This window comes from Frigoribacterium sp. VKM Ac-2836 (assembly GCF_013248995.1).
Classification (GTDB): domain Bacteria; phylum Actinomycetota; class Actinomycetes; order Actinomycetales; family Microbacteriaceae; genus Frigoribacterium.
Window position 1 is genome coordinate 97012 of record NZ_JABRPK010000005.1, and the last position, 14182, is coordinate 111193.

The following is a 14182-nucleotide window of genomic DNA, read 5'->3' on the forward strand; positions in this document are numbered from 1 at the left end:
TCCGATGACGATGCACGAGGCGTCGGTCCGGTTGACCGGAATCGTCAAACGGTTCGGCACGTTCACGGCCAACGACCGGATCGACGTCCTCGTGCACCCCGGCACGGTCCACGCGATCGTCGGCGAGAACGGTGCCGGCAAGTCGACCCTGATGAAGGTCCTCGCCGGCGAGGAACGACCTGACGAAGGCACCATCGAGGTCGAGGGCGTGGTGCACGACTTCCGATCACCGCGCCAGGCACAGCAAGCCGGTGTCGGGATCGTGCACCAGCACTTCCTCCTGGCCGGGGCGCTTCGCGTCTGGGAGAACGTCGTCCTGGCCGACGAGCCCGGAAGCCCGTGGCGGCTCGACGCGGCCGCCGCCCGCGCTCGTGTCACCGAGCTCGCCGATGCCAACGGCTTCGACATCGACGTCGACGCCTTCGTCGCCGACCTGGGCGTCGGCGACCGACAGCGCGTCGAGATCCTCAAGGTGCTCTACCGCGAGGCGCGGGTGATCATTCTCGACGAGCCGACCGCGGTGCTGGTGCCGTCCGAGGCGACCGCGCTGTTCCGCTCGATCCGCGCTCTCACCGAGCGAGGCGCATCCGTGGTCTTCATCTCGCACAAGCTCGACGAAGTGCTCGCCTTCGCCGACGAGATCACGGTGATCCGCGCCGGCCGGGTCGTCGGCCGCACGACGCCCGCCGAGACCACCCCGCGAGAACTCGCCGGTCTGATGGTCGAGGTCGCGATGCCCACGGTCGAGCCCCGCACGACCCCACCCGGCGACTCCCTCGTGCTGTCGGTCGAGGCCGTCACCGTCGGTGTACCCGGCGAGCGCCCCGTGCTCGACGAGGTGTCGTTGAGCGTGCGGTCGGGCGAGATCGTCGGGATCGCGGGCGTGGAGGGCAACGGCCAGTCCGAGCTGCTCGCGGCCCTGCTCGGACGCGTCGACTACGACGGGGCCATCGCTCTCGGAGGTCGCGTAATCGACGCCCTCTCGACACGCGAGCGTCGAGCCCTCGGTCTCGGCTACATCCCCGAGGACCGTCACCGTGACGGGGTGGTGCTGGGCTTCAGTCTGAGCGAGAACGCCGCGCTGGGCTACCAGCAGCGGGCACCGATCAAACGCGGCTGGTGGTTCAGCCGGTCCGCGGCGGCCTCGACGGCCGCCGACATCATCAGCCGCTTCGACGTCCGCGGAGGGTCGCCGACCACGGCGGCCGGTTCGCTGTCGGGCGGCAATCAGCAGAAGTTCATCATCGGCCGCGAACTCGGCGCCGAACCCACCGTGCTCGTCGCCGCGCATCCGACGCGTGGTGTCGACGTCGGCGCCCAGAGCGCGGTCTGGCGCGAATTGGTGACGGCGCGCGACGCAGGGCTCGGGACGCTGCTCGTCTCGGCCGACCTCGACGAGCTCCTGGCGCTCAGCGATCGCCTGCTCGTCATGTACGGCGGTCGCGTCGTCGCCGAGCTCGACCCCCGTACCGTCAGCGCGATCGATCTCGGAGAACACATGACCGGCGCCCACCTCCCCGCGGCCGGAGGCCGGTCGTGATCCGGCGTCGCGGCATTCCCACGGGTCTGCCTCGACGTGTCGGCGTGACGGCCGCGGGCCCGATCGTCTCGGTGCTGCTCGCCCTCGGCGTGACCGCACTCTTCCTGACCGCGGGCGGGTACAGCGCCTCGAGCGCGTTCTCGGTCATGTGGTCCTACGGCATCCAGACGAACTCGCTCGTGTCGAGCCTGAACAACGCCGTCCCCCTCTACCTCGCGGCCGTCGCCGGGGCCTTCGCGGTACGCATGGGGCTGTTCAACATCGGCGTCGACGGGCAGTACCGCATGGCGGCCCTCGCCGGTGCCGTCGCCGCGGCGTCGCTGCCCTTCCCGTTGGCGATCCGTCTGCCTCTGACCCTGCTGATCTCTTGTGCCGTCGGGGCCGGCTGGGCCCTGATCCCCGCTCTGCTCAAGATCCACCGCGGCGTGAACGAGGTCATCACCTCGATCCTGCTGAACGCCATCGCGACGACCATCGTTGCGGTGCTGCTGAGCGGTGTGTTCCGGTCGGGCGGCGGGCAGAACACCGGTACCGCGATGATCGACGACGCCGGCCTGATGCCCGCGCTGCCGGGCATCGGCACCGGTCAGGGGGCCGTCTCGAGCTTTGTCGTCGTGGCCCTGGTGGCCGGCATCGTCTACTACCTGGTGATCGAGCGCAGCGTGTTCGGTTACTCGTTGCGCGTCGCTGCCCGCTCGCCCGAGGCCGCCGAGTCCGCCGGCATCCGTGTCGATCGCAAGATCGTCCAGGCCATGCTGATCAGCGGCGCGATCGCCGGGCTCGTCGGGCTGCCGCACATCCTCTCGGTGTCGGGCCGATTCGACGGCACCCTGCCGACCGACCTGATGTTCACCGGGCTCGCCGCGACCCTGCTCGGCCGCCAGCATCCGATCGGCATGGCTCTCGGCGCCTTCGTGCTCGCCTTCGTCGAGCGCAGCGCCCAGGTGCTCGGCCTCGTCCAGCTGCCGACCGAGGTGGGTCAGGTGTTCCTCGCCGTCGTGCTGCTGTCGTCGGCCGTGGGCTACTGGCTGACCGAACGGGCCGACGCGAGACTGGCCCTGACGCTCGCCCTCCGTCGGCGCGTGCGCGCCGCCCGCGACTCCGTCACACCGACTCCGCCGTCGTCCACCCCGACCGAAGGAGCCGCACGATGACCATCGGCCCGAATCCCCTGGACACGGTGGCACCGTCGAACGGTGCGCCGTCTCGCGCATCCGTCGCGCGCCTCCGGCCCTCGTCGCGACGAGTGCGGGCGGCCCTGCGCTGGACCCTGATCGGTCTCGGGTTGCTGATCCTCGCCCGCTACCTCGCCGACGCCCCGGGCATCACCGCGTCGTCGACGTGGGGCTCGGCCCTGCGGCTCACCGTGCCGATCGCCCTCGTCGCCATGGGCGGCCTCTTCTCCGAACGGGCGGGGGTGATCAACGTCGGCCTCGAGGGCATGATGATCGGTGGCACGTGGATGGCGGGCTTGTTCGGCACGCTCGGCGGGCCCTGGGCCGCCCTCCTCGGCGGTGTCGTCGGCGGCCTCGTCTTCGGGGTGCTGATGGCGGTGCTCTGCATCGAGATGGGCATCAACCAGTTGATCGTCGGAGTGTCGATCAACGTGATCGCGGCCGCGGTCGCCCGGTTCATGTCGGACATCGTGTTCAGCACGATGGACGGCGGCACCATCGCCCGCTCCCCCCGCATCGGCGGTGACGTGCCGCACCTGTCGCTTCCGGTGCTCAGTGGTGGACTCGGCACCCCCGATCTCAGCCGCACGATGGAGGCCTCCGAGCTGCCCGTCGTCGCACAGCTCGGTGGAGTGCTCGGCGGGCTCACCCGCGACGTCTCGCTCGCCGCCGTCCTCGGCCTGCTGATCATCCCGCTGGTGGCGTGGGTGCTGTGGAAGACGCCGTTCGGCCTGCGCTGGCGGGCAGCCGGAGAAGAGCCCGCCGCCTTGCAGGCGCTGGGTGGCAGCGTCCACCGCACTCGCTGGATCGCGGTACTCGTCGGGTCCGGCCTCGCGGGGTTCGCTGGCGGCTATCTGACGCTGATCTCGCAGGGCTACATCGAGAACCAGACGGCCGGTCGCGGCTTCATCGGCCTGGCGACCCTGATCTTCGGCAACTGGACTCCCTCCGGTGTCTTCTTCGGCGCCTCGCTGTTCGGCATCAGCGACGCGGTGGGCATCGGTCGCCCCGAGACGCTGCGCGCCCTGGTGTTCGTGCTCGCGGTCGTCTTCGCGGCGCTGGGTGTCCGTCGGCTGATGCGCGGCGCACCGGGGCGACGCCTGCGCGACGGCCTGCCCTCGCTCGTGCTCGGCGTCGCACTGCTCGCGATCTTCGCCTTCGTCCCTCTTCCGGCCGCGGTGTCGAGTGCGACGCCGTACGTCGTCACGTTGGCGGTGCTCGTCGTGGCCGGCACCCGGATGAGACCGCCGGCCGCACTCGGCCGACTCGTGCCTCGACGCACGCGACGCAGCTGACCGTCGCCGCGCCTCCTCGTTCCCGTTCCCTACCCGCAAGGACCCACCGTGCACCACCACACCACGCCCCCGCCCCTCGACGGAATCGACGTCTGGGACGGCCACGAGTTCGTCGGCCCCCGGCGACTCGGATGGGCCCGATCGGGCACGGAGGCGGCCCCCGACGCCCTCGTGACCGAGCTGCGGCCGGCCTCCGCCTCGCCCCGTTTCGACGGGATGTCGGTGATCCCTGGGCTGATCGACACCCACGTGCACCTGATCGGCAACGCAGGAGGCGCGGCGTCGGGGTTCCTGACCTGGCCGTTGGTCACCCCGCCGACGGAACAGGTGCTGCACGGCCTCGCGCACGCGCGTCGGGCCCTCGCGGGCGGGGTGACCACCCTGCGCGACCTGTCGGCGGACGAGGTGCAGTTCTCGCTCGCGCGGGCGGTCGACGCCGGACTGGTCGAGGCACCGCGGCTCTTCGCGCACGGCATGGTCAGCATGACGGGCGGGCACGGAGACATGTTCGTGCCACCCGGAGTCGATCCGCGGTTGCGGAAGCCCACGGCCGACGGGGTGGACGCTTGTCGGGCCCTGGTGCGCAGCCATGCCCGCGCGGGTGCGACGGGCATCAAGATCGCCACGAGCGGCGGATTGCTCTCGGACGGCGACAAACCGTCCTGGCGCAACCACACGGTCGCCGAGATCGAGGCGATCGTCGACGAGGCGCACGCCCTGGGCCTGCTCGTGGCCGCGCACGCTCACACGGCCGAAGGCATCCGCATCGCGCTGCGGGCCGGTGTCGACTCGCTCGAACACGGGACGCAACTCGATGGCGTCCTGGCGGGCGAGGTCGTGGCGGCCGGCGTGCCGGTGGCACCGACCCTGCTGATCAACGACGCGATCGCGAACGCGAGCGTGGCGGTCACACCCGATCAGCAGTCCTCGGCACGCGAACTGGTGGCGACGCGCGACGCGGGCTTCGCCGCGGCGGCGGCGGCCGGGGTGGACTTCGTGCTCGGCACCGACGCCAACGGGTTCCACGTGCGCTTCGGCGAGCAGATGGACGAGCTGCGGCGGATGGGCGAGGTGTTCGGCTGGTCGCCGGAGCGCGTGCTCGAGTCGGGGACGTCACGAGCGGCGTCGGCGATCGGGCAGGGCGACGCCGACTCGGGGGGCACGACGCTCGGGCGGGTCGCGGTGGGCACGGCAGCGGACTTCGTCGTGATGCGCGGCCGCCCCTGGCTCGACCTCGGGGTACTCGACACGACGAACATCGTGGCCGTCGTGGCCCGGGGGCACGTCGTCGCCGGGGCGTTGCCCGGGTGACCACCTCCCGCCGAGGCCCGGACGGTCCCGGCGCGACCCGTGCTCACGACTTCGGTGCGAGGAAGCCCGTCTCGTAGGCCAGGATCACCAGCTGTGCCCGGTCGTGGGCGTCGAGCTTGGCCATGATGCGATTGACGTGCGTCTTCGCGGTGTGCGGCGAGATCACCAGGTCCGCGGCGATCTCGGCGTTCGCCCGGCCCCGGGCGACGAGCAGCAGCACCTCGCGCTCACGGTCGGTGAGGTGCGCCAGCTCGGGTGGCACGGGCCGCGACGACCCCGACGCCGATCCCGACGACCCGGCCTCCCCCGGGGCGAGCCCCACCCCGCCGGCCCGGGCGCCGTCCGGCAGCACGTACTTCTCGATCAGGCTGCGCGTGGCGACGGGTGACAGCAGCGACTCCCCCGCGTGGACGGCCCGGACCGCCCGGACGATCTCGCCGGGCTCCGCGCCCTTGCCGATGAACCCGCTCGCTCCCGCGCGCAGGGCCGCGACGAGGTACTCGTCCTCCTCGAACGTCGTGAGGATCAACACCTTCGTCCCGGCGAGCAGCGGGTCGGCGCAGATCTCGGCCGTCGCACCGATGCCGTCGAGCCCGGGCATCCGGATGTCCATCACGACGACGTCCGGCAGCAACGCCGAGGCCCGTGTCACGGCCTCGCGACCGTTCACGGCCTCGCCTACCACCGCGATGCCGTCCTCGCCGTCGAGGATGTCGGTCACGGCCTGACGGATGAGGGGCTGGTCGTCGACGACGAGCACGGTGGTCACGAGACCTCCCCGTCCCGGTCGGAGCGACGGGTCACCGGCAGCACCGCCGCCAGTCGGAAGCCACCCGGCGTCGCGCCGGTCTCGACCACGCCCCGCACCGAGGCGACGCGTTCGCGAAGCCCCAGCAGCCCGTGTCCGCCACGGACGTCGTCCGGGTCGGGATCGGCGCGCAACGCCGGCACGGGGTTCGTCACGACCACGGAGACCTCGTGCTCGTCGACCGAGATCAGCACGTGCGCGCGGTGCTCGGCGCCGTGCTTGCCGGCGTTCGTCAGCCCTTCTTGCACGACCCGGTACGCGACCAGGTCGACCGCGCCCGTGACCGCGGCGAGCGGTCCTTCCACCCGCGTGCCGACCACGAGACCCGTGTCGGCGAACCCGGCCACCAGCTCGTCGAGTCGCGCGAGGCCCGGCTGCGGCGACGGGGTGCGGTCGGAGTCCCCGGCCCGCAACACCTCGAGCAGGTCGCCGATCTCGCCGAGGACCGTCCGGGAGGCGCGGCGGATGGTCGCGAGGGCCGTCACCGCCTTCTCGGGTCGCGTCTCGATGGCCGAGGACGCGACGCCCGCGTTGAGGCTGATCACCGAGATCTGGTGGGCGACGGCGTCGTGCAGGTCGCGGGCGATGCGCAGTCTCTCCTCGGCGACCCGGCGCGAGGCCTCGGCCTCGTGGGTGCGCTCGGCCCGTTCGGCACGCTCGGTGACGGCTTCGATGTACTCGCGCCGCGACCGGCTGGCGTCCCCAGCGGCAGCCGCCAGGGCGATGAACAGGGCGAACTGGACGATGCGCGGGTCGGTGATCCCGCCGAACACCGCCAACAGGCTGAGCAGCACGACGGCGAGGGCGGCCGCGCCCGTGACGACGACGGTGCGGCGACGCGGGGTGCGGGCCGCGACGGCGAACGTCGCGATACCGGCGGCGACGACGACGCCGGGCGAGATCGTACCGAGCAGGGCGGCGATGCCGTGGAGACCGACGATCCCGGCGAGGACCGCCGTCGGTCGGCGTCGCCGCAACGGCAGCAGGGCGGCGGGAGCGATGACGACCGCGAGCACCAGCCCGCTCGACGGCCGGAACTCCGCCACGGGGAAGGGGGCGAAGGCCGCACCGACGACGAGCACCGCGGCGAGCGTGTCGCCCAGCCACCAGGGGACGCGAGGTCGCGGGTAGGCCGGATCGCGCCTCCTGCCGTCCGTCGTCGTCATGACCCCATCGTGCCCTGGAACGCCGACGGCCGAGTCCCCCTCTCGCCCGACCTCGCGTACCGCAGCCGCGGTACGGGCGGTCGGGCAGGTGTCCGCGGCGGGGGGACGCCCTGCGGCGAACGGACCGCGAGGGTTGGTCTCGGCCCCGGACGGACCGGGGCCATCAGTGACAGGAGCACCATGGCGCCCATCATCTCGGTCCGAGACGTCCGCCGTTCGTACGGGCGCGGCCCGAACCGGTTCGAGGCCCTCAAGGGGGTGAGCTTCGACATCGCCGAGGGCGAGAGCGTGGCCATCGTCGGGAAGAGCGGCTCGGGCAAGTCGACCCTGATGCACGTACTCGCCCTGCTCGACGCCCCCACGACCGGCACCGTCGAGCTCGAGGGCGTCGACACCAGCACGCTCAAGGGCGGCCGCCTCAACCGCACGCGCAACAAGACCTTCGGCTTCGTGTTCCAGCAGTTCTTCCTCACGTCGAGCTCGTCGGTGCTCGAGAACGTGGTTCTGCCGATGAAGATCGCGGGCGTGCCCCGCGGCGAGCGCCGTCGACGCGGCCTCGCGGCCCTCGAGCAGCTCGAGCTCGCCGACAAGGCGAAGAACAAGGCCCTGAACCTGTCGGGTGGTCAGAAGCAGCGCACGGTGATCGCACGGGCGTTGGTCAACGACCCGCGCATCATCTTCGCCGACGAGCCCACCGGCAACCTCGACACGGCGACCGGGGCCGTGGTCGAGGACATCCTGTTCTCGTTGAACCGCGAGAACGGCATCACGCTGATCGTGGTGACCCACGACGACGAGCTCGCGGCGCGCTGCGACCGGCGCATCGTGATCCGCGACGGCCTGATCGTCGACGACGAGGCCGAGGTGGCCGCATGAAGACCACGGACCTGCTGCTGACCGCCGTCTCGAACACGTTCCGATCGAAGACCCGCACGATCCTGACCATCCTGGCCATCTTCGTCGGCGCCTTCACGCTCACGCTGACGAGCGGGTTGGGCACGGGCATCAACGCCTACATCGACGACACGGTCTCGGCCGTCGGTTCGTCCGACACGATGACGGTCACGAAGGCCTCCGACGACGCGCAGGGTCTCGGTCCGGCCGACTCGGGCCCGACCGAGTACGACCCCGACACCGTCGCCGCCGGCGGGTTCGGCGCGCCCGGGTCGACCGTCGTCGCACTGACCCCGGACGACGTCACGACCCTCGAGGGCGTGGACGGCGTGCTCGCGGTGCAGCCGACCCGGTCGATCTCGACCGACTACGTCGAGGGCGAGAGCGGCACGCGCTACGTCGTGTCGGCGAGCGAGCTCGTGCCGGGGCAGCAGCTCACGCTGACCGCCGGCGCGCAGCCGGACGACGACGGCACCGAGCTGCAGGTGGTCGTCCCCACGTCGTACGTCGACCCCCTCGGTTTCCCCGACGACGCGTCGATCATCGGGCAGCCCGTCACCCTCGCCGTGACCGACGCCACCCGCACACAGCACACGGTCGTCGCGACCGTCGTCGGCGTCGCCGAAGAGAGCATCGCGTCCCCGGCCGGGGCGGCGGTCACCCCCAACGCCGCACTCGGCACGGCCCTGTTCGACGCACAGAACGTCGGGGTGCCCGCCGACCAGGTCGACCGCTACGCCCAGGCCACGGTGCGGTTCGCGTCCGACGCGTCCGACGAGCAGGTCACCGATCTCCAAGGGCGTCTGACGGCCGCCGGCTACACCGGCACCACCGTCGCCGACCAACTGGGCACGTTCACCACGGTGATCGACGGCATCGTGCTGGTGCTCAACGCGTTCGCGATCATCGCCCTGCTGGCGGCGAGCTTCGGCATCGTCAACACGCTGCTGATGAGCGTGCAGGAGCGCACCCGCGAGATCGGCCTGATGAAGGCGATGGGCATGGGCAGCGGCAAGGTGTTCGGGCTCTTCAGCCTCGAGGCGGCGTTCATCGGGTTCCTCGGCAGCGCGATCGGCGTGGGTGTCGCGATGATCGCGGGCAGCATCGCCAGCGCGGCCCTGGCCGGATCGTTGCTGTCGAACCTGCCCGGGCTGACGTTGATCGCGTTCGACCCCGTGTCGATCGTGCTGATCGTCGTCGTGGTGATGGTGATCGCGTTCCTGGCCGGCACGCTGCCCGCGGCACGCGCCGCCAAGGCCGACCCGGTGGAGTCGCTCCGCTACGAGTGAGGCCGAGGAGGCGCGGGTCGGCCCCGGAAGGACGCCCCGGTCTCGTGCTCGAGCAGCGTCCACATCCACTCGAGCGCGAGGGCGGGCGTCAGCCCGGGGGCCTTCTGGGCCAGCTGGGTCGCGAGGCCGTCGCTGTAGGCCGCGAGCTTGAGGGCCAGGGCCGACGGGTCCTCCGTGGTGAGGCGTCCCTGCTCGACCCCGCGGCGCAGCGTGCGGGTCAGGCAGGCCTCCCACACGCGGATGCGTTCGACGTATTCGGCGGCCACGGCGGGCTTGCGCGCGACGGCCGTCCAGTAGTCCGACCAGAGCCGCCAGTGCTCGTCGGTCGCGTCGGTGTCGGCGAAGAGGGGCTCGACGAGCATCCGCACGCCGACGACCGGGTCGGGTTCGACGTCGACCGCCTCGATGATCGACGAGTAGAACCGAGCGGTCTCGAGCACGACGACCTCGTTGAGGATCTCGGCGACGCCGTCGAAGTGGTACGTCACGGTGCCGACCGAGACGCCCGCCGCGGCGGCGATGTCGCGCAGCCGGGTCGCTCCCATGCCCTCACGGACGATCACCTCGCGGGCCGCCTCGACGATCGACGCGCGCCGGACGACCGGCTTCTGCCGCGCGCTCGGACCGCCCGCGCCACTCATGCCGATGTCCGGGGCACGAGCTCGTCGAAGGTCCGGTCGGCGACGAGCACCGTCTCGGCCTCGGGCCCGCCGTCGCGAGCCCAGGCGCGCACGGTGTTCTCGACCCGGAACGCCTCGGCCGACGCGGTCACGCGCGACGTGGTCTCGAGCCAGGCCTTCCAGGTGGGTTTCTCGAGTCCGATCGCCCAGCGCGACTCGGCGGCGGCCGACAGCGGGTCGCCGTCGACGATGCGGTAGGTCTCCCGGCTGTCCTCGGTGAAGACCAGCCCGTCGGGGTACTCGCGTCCACCGCCGTAGCCGGGATCGACGTCGAGCACCCACTCGCCGGTGCCCACGTCGTGTGACACGCTGCGCTGGGGCAGGTCCGACGTCGACGGCAGCGACCTGATCGCCAGGGGCTCGGCCCGCTCGGGCGCCTCGAACACGACGCCGTCGTCGACCGGGTGCTCTGCCGACCCGTCGCCGGGCCCGCGGGTCCACACCGGCAGCGTCACGCTGCTGCGCGCCGGATCGACCGCGAGGCTCGCCTCGACCGGGTGCGGCCAGACCCACGGCCAGTAGGCGCTCGACAGAGCGATCCGGAGGCGGTGGCCGGCCGGGAACGAGTGCCCGGTCGAGACCAGGGCGACGCGCACGACCTGCTCGACCCGCGCCTCCATCGGGTCGTCGGCGCGGTCGCGCCCGTTCCGCTTGTTGAGGTTGAGCACTCCACGGGTGACGAGCGTCGACGAACCGTCGGGGGCCACGTCGCAGAGCCGCACGATCACGGTGCCGTCGGGCAGGTCGCTCGTCACGGCGAGGTCGGCCACGACGCTGCCCAGAAGGTCGAGCGTGGAGTCGACCGGCAGGTCGAAGCAGACCGAACGGCCGTCCTCGGCGCGCTGGTCGGGCGGCAGGTCGGTGGCGTTGCCGAAGGGGAAGAACCGCCCGGCGTCGAGCCCGGTGCTCTGCGGCGAGCGCACGACGACGGGGCCGTCCGCCCCGCCGCGCAGCGAGTCCAGGGGCACGACGCGCGACTCGGTCTCGCGGGCCGGCCAGCTCTCTGCCGCCACCCAGCGCCCGGTCCGCTCGGCGTAGTACGTCGCCGGGGGCTCGGAGTCGTTGATCCAGGCGCGCAGCGCCGGCTCGGCGTCGGCGCCGTTCGGGCAGTCGAGCAGCCAGCGGTCCCACCAGCGCAGGGTCTCCTGCAAGAAGCCGATGCACGGACCGGGGGCGAGTCCGCGGTCGGGGTACTGGTGCGACCACGGCCCGACGATGCCCTTGACCGGTGCGTCGACGTTCTCGACCAACCGCAGCACGGCGTCGCGGTACGGGTCGGCCCAGCCGCCCACGGCGAGCACGGCGGCCGTGATCGACGAGTAGTCCTCGCAGACGCTGCCGTGCCGCCAGTAGTCGTCGCGTTCCTGGTGCGAGAGCCAGGTCGTGGTCATGGGGCGGTTGTGCTCGAGGCGCTCGCGCCAGCGGGCCACCCAGTCGGCGCCGACCACCTCGGGTCGTGGCGGCCGCGAGTTGAAGGCGAACATCGTGCCGCCCCACGACGCCATGTCGATGCCGAGCACGGCGCCGCCCATGTAGTGGACGTCGTTGTCGTAGCGATCGTCGGTCGAGCAGACGGTGACGATGGCCTTGAGCGCTGCCGGGGCGCGCCCGGCCAGCTGCAGGGCGTTGAACCCTCCCCACGAGATGCCGAACGCCCCGACGGCGCCGGTCGACCAGGGCTGCTCCGCGAGCCACTCGATCAGGGCGATGCCGTCGTCGAGCTCCTGGACCGAGTATTCGTCGTCGAACAGGCCGTCGCTCGACCCGGTGCCGCGGATGTCGACCCGGACCGACGCGTACCCGTGCGCGGCGTACCAGGGGTGCCGCTCGCTGTCGCGCGGTGCCGTCCAGTCGTCGAGCCGGTAGGGCAGGTACTCGAGCAGCACCGGGACCGGTTCGTCGACGACGGGCGCCCAGACGCGGGCGTGCAGCCGCGTGCCGTCGGGCAGCGGCACCCACTCGTCGCGCACCCGGACCTCGAACGGCCCGCTGCCACGCGGTCGGTCGGACACCGGCCGGAGGCCGTCCGCGAGGTCGGGCCGCGGGGCGCCCAGGGTGCGGCCTCCCCCGGCCCACGCGGGGTCCTGCAGGAGGCGCGGGTCACCGAGGAGGCGCGGGTCGCGTGCGCCGTCCCCTCGCTCGTCGCCTCGGGGGCCCGGGTCGGGTCGGCTCGTCGTGCTCATCTCGCCTCCCAGCGCGCCACGTGGTGTCCGTCACCGTGGTCGTCCCAGCCGCCGGCGTCCCGCCAGCGCGGTCGTGCGTCCCCGACCTCGGGCAGCTCGGTCGTGCCCGGGTCGAGCGTGGCGTCGAGCAGGGTGCGCGTGTACGGGTGGTTCGGCCCCCGGAAGACGCTCTCGGTCGGGCCGACCTCGACGATCCGGCCGCCGGTCATGACGGCGACCCGGTCCGCCACGCCGCGGACGACGGCGAGGTCGTGGCTGATGAAGAGGCAGCTGAGGCCCTTCTCGTCGCGGAGCCCGGCGAGCAGGTCGAGGACTCCGGCCTGCACGCGGACGTCGAGTGCCGTCGTGATCTCGTCGGCGATGATCAGCTCGGGGCCGGCGGCGAGCGCCCGGGCGATGCCCACGCGCTGACGTTGGCCGCCCGAGAGCTGGGCGGGCAGGCGCGAGGCGAACTCGGGCGGCAGGCCGACCTCGACGAGCAGCTCGGCGACACGCTCGGCGCTCGACTCGCCCGTGAAGAGCTTCAGCGGTCGGGCGATCGCCGCGCCCACGGTGCGCCGGGGGTTGAGCGAGGTGTCGGCGTTCTGGAAGACCAGCTGGATCGACCGGCGCAGTGTCGCCGTGCGACCGGCGACCGGGCGGGTGAGGTCGCTCTCGACTCCGTCCGCACCGTGGAAGGCGAACCGGCCCGACTCGGCGGGGATCAGCCCCGCGAGGGCCGTGGCGAGGGTCGACTTGCCGCTGCCGGACTCCCCCACGACGGCAAGGGTCTCCTGGCGGCCGATGGTGAACGAGACACCGTCGACCGCGGCGGGCAGGCCGCGCCCGTACCGGACGACGAGGTCGCTCGCCGTGACGACCGGGCCCGTGACGCTGCCGGACGTGCCCGTGTGGGCGGCGCCCGTGTGGGCGGCACCGGTGTCGCGCCACGAGCTGGACGTCGCACCACCCATGTCGGCGGTGTCATGCTCAGAGCGTGGTGCGACGCTGGCCGCATCGCTCGCGGCGGCGGCGGCGTGCACACGCGGGATGCTCGCGAGCAGCTCGCGCGTGTACTCGTGCTGCGGCGACGTGAACAGCTCTGCGGTCGGCGCGTGCTCGACGATCCGGCCCTCGTGCATGACGGCGATCTCGTCGGCCATGGTCGACACGACGCCGAGGTCGTGGCTGACCAGCACGATGGCCATGCCGAGTTCGACCGCGAGGTCGCGGATCAGCTCGAGCACGGCCGACTGCGTCACGACGTCGAGGGCGGTCGTGGGTTCGTCGAGAACGAGCAGCTTCGGCCGGGCCGCGATGGCCATGGCGATCGCGACACGCTGCTGCTGCCCACCCGAGAGCTGGTGCGGGTAGCGCCGCACGATCGTCTCGGGGTCGGGTAGGCGCACGTGCCGGACGAGTTCGAGCACGCGGTCGTCGCCACCGGGCAGGCCGTGGCTCTCGAGCGCCTCGCGCAGCTGGCGTCCGACGCGCATCGACGGGGTGAGCGCCTGGCCGGCGTTCTGGGCGACGAGGGCGGCCGTGCCACCGCGCAGGGCCCGGCGTGCGGGCTCGTCGAGGGCGAACACGTCGTCCCCGGCGACACGGACGCTGCCCGACACCACCCGCGACCCCCGCCGCAGGTGGGCGAGCAGGGTCCTGGCGACGGTCGACTTGCCGCTGCCGCTCTCACCGACGAGGCCGAGCGCGCGGCCGGCGCCGACCTCGAAGCTGACACCCCGGACGACCGGTACCTCGCGGCGGCCGGCCGCGTACGAGATGGACAGGTCGTCGACGCGGACGACGGGGTCGGGGGCGACGTCGACGAGGCGACCCGCGCCTCCTGCGGTGGTGGTGGGCTC

Annotated in this window: 11 protein-coding genes; 6 read left to right on the forward strand and 5 right to left on the reverse strand. The window is 72.5% G+C overall.

What is annotated here, in order from left to right; all coding sequences use genetic code 11:
• The first annotated feature begins 4 nt into the window (after nt 1-4).
• Genes HRF36_RS14035 through HRF36_RS14050 form a run of 4 tightly spaced genes read left to right on the forward strand, consistent with a single transcriptional unit; the run spans nt 5 to nt 5321 of the window.
• Nucleotides 5-1540, forward strand: coding sequence for an ABC transporter ATP-binding protein (locus tag HRF36_RS14035; RefSeq protein WP_254281361.1), 1536 nt, complete (start codon nt 5-7; stop codon nt 1538-1540).
• A gap of 44 nt (nt 1541-1584) precedes the next feature.
• Nucleotides 1585-2694, forward strand: coding sequence for an ABC transporter permease (locus HRF36_RS14040; protein WP_173210925.1), 1110 nt, complete (start codon nt 1585-1587; stop codon nt 2692-2694).
• The gene (locus HRF36_RS14045; protein WP_173210927.1) at nt 2691-4010 is read left to right on the forward strand and encodes an ABC transporter permease; all 1320 of its coding nucleotides are present in this window, start codon (nt 2691-2693) and stop codon (nt 4008-4010) included. The genes HRF36_RS14040 and HRF36_RS14045 overlap by 4 nt, the downstream gene beginning before the upstream one ends.
• Before the next feature lie 48 nt (nt 4011-4058).
• A complete protein-coding gene (locus HRF36_RS14050; protein WP_173210929.1) occupies nt 4059-5321 on the forward strand; it encodes an amidohydrolase family protein in 1263 nt (420 codons plus the stop codon).
• A 43-nt stretch (nt 5322-5364) separates the two neighbouring features.
• Here the strand turns inward: HRF36_RS14050 and HRF36_RS14055 are convergent, their stop codons facing one another.
• Both HRF36_RS14055 and HRF36_RS14060 read right to left on the reverse strand, forming a co-directional pair.
• Nucleotides 5365-6090, reverse strand: coding sequence for a response regulator transcription factor (locus HRF36_RS14055; protein WP_173210931.1), 726 nt, complete (start codon nt 6088-6090; stop codon nt 5365-5367).
• Entirely contained in the window at nt 6087-7295 is a 1209-nt protein-coding gene (locus tag HRF36_RS14060; protein ID WP_173210933.1) for a sensor histidine kinase, read from the reverse strand. The genes HRF36_RS14055 and HRF36_RS14060 overlap by 4 nt, the downstream gene beginning before the upstream one ends.
• A gap of 180 nt (nt 7296-7475) precedes the next feature.
• Between HRF36_RS14060 and HRF36_RS14065 the strand changes: the two genes are divergently transcribed.
• Both HRF36_RS14065 and HRF36_RS14070 read left to right on the forward strand, forming a co-directional pair.
• Nucleotides 7476-8171 carry an ABC transporter ATP-binding protein gene (locus HRF36_RS14065; protein ID WP_173210935.1) on the forward strand — a complete coding sequence of 232 codons (696 nt, stop codon included), beginning with the start codon at nt 7476-7478 and terminating at the stop codon, nt 8169-8171.
• On the forward strand, nt 8168-9478 hold the full coding sequence (locus HRF36_RS14070; protein WP_173210937.1) for an ABC transporter permease: 1311 nt from the start codon (nt 8168-8170) through the stop codon (nt 9476-9478). The genes HRF36_RS14065 and HRF36_RS14070 overlap by 4 nt, the downstream gene beginning before the upstream one ends.
• Here HRF36_RS14070 and HRF36_RS14075 read toward each other — a convergent pair.
• Genes HRF36_RS14075 through HRF36_RS14085 form a run of 3 tightly spaced genes read right to left on the reverse strand, consistent with a single transcriptional unit; the run spans nt 9469 to nt 14107 of the window.
• Nucleotides 9469-10119, reverse strand: coding sequence for a TetR/AcrR family transcriptional regulator (locus tag HRF36_RS14075; RefSeq protein ID WP_173210939.1), 651 nt, complete (start codon nt 10117-10119; stop codon nt 9469-9471). The genes HRF36_RS14070 and HRF36_RS14075 overlap by 10 nt on opposite strands.
• On the reverse strand, nt 10116-12341 hold the full coding sequence (locus HRF36_RS14080; RefSeq protein WP_173210941.1) for a CocE/NonD family hydrolase: 2226 nt from the start codon (nt 12339-12341) through the stop codon (nt 10116-10118). The genes HRF36_RS14075 and HRF36_RS14080 overlap by 4 nt, the downstream gene beginning before the upstream one ends.
• The gene (locus HRF36_RS14085; protein ID WP_217271341.1) at nt 12338-14107 is read right to left on the reverse strand and encodes an ABC transporter ATP-binding protein; all 1770 of its coding nucleotides are present in this window, start codon (nt 14105-14107) and stop codon (nt 12338-12340) included. Before HRF36_RS14085 ends, HRF36_RS14080 begins: the two co-directional genes overlap by 4 nt.
• Nucleotides 14108-14182: the final 75 nt, after the last annotated feature.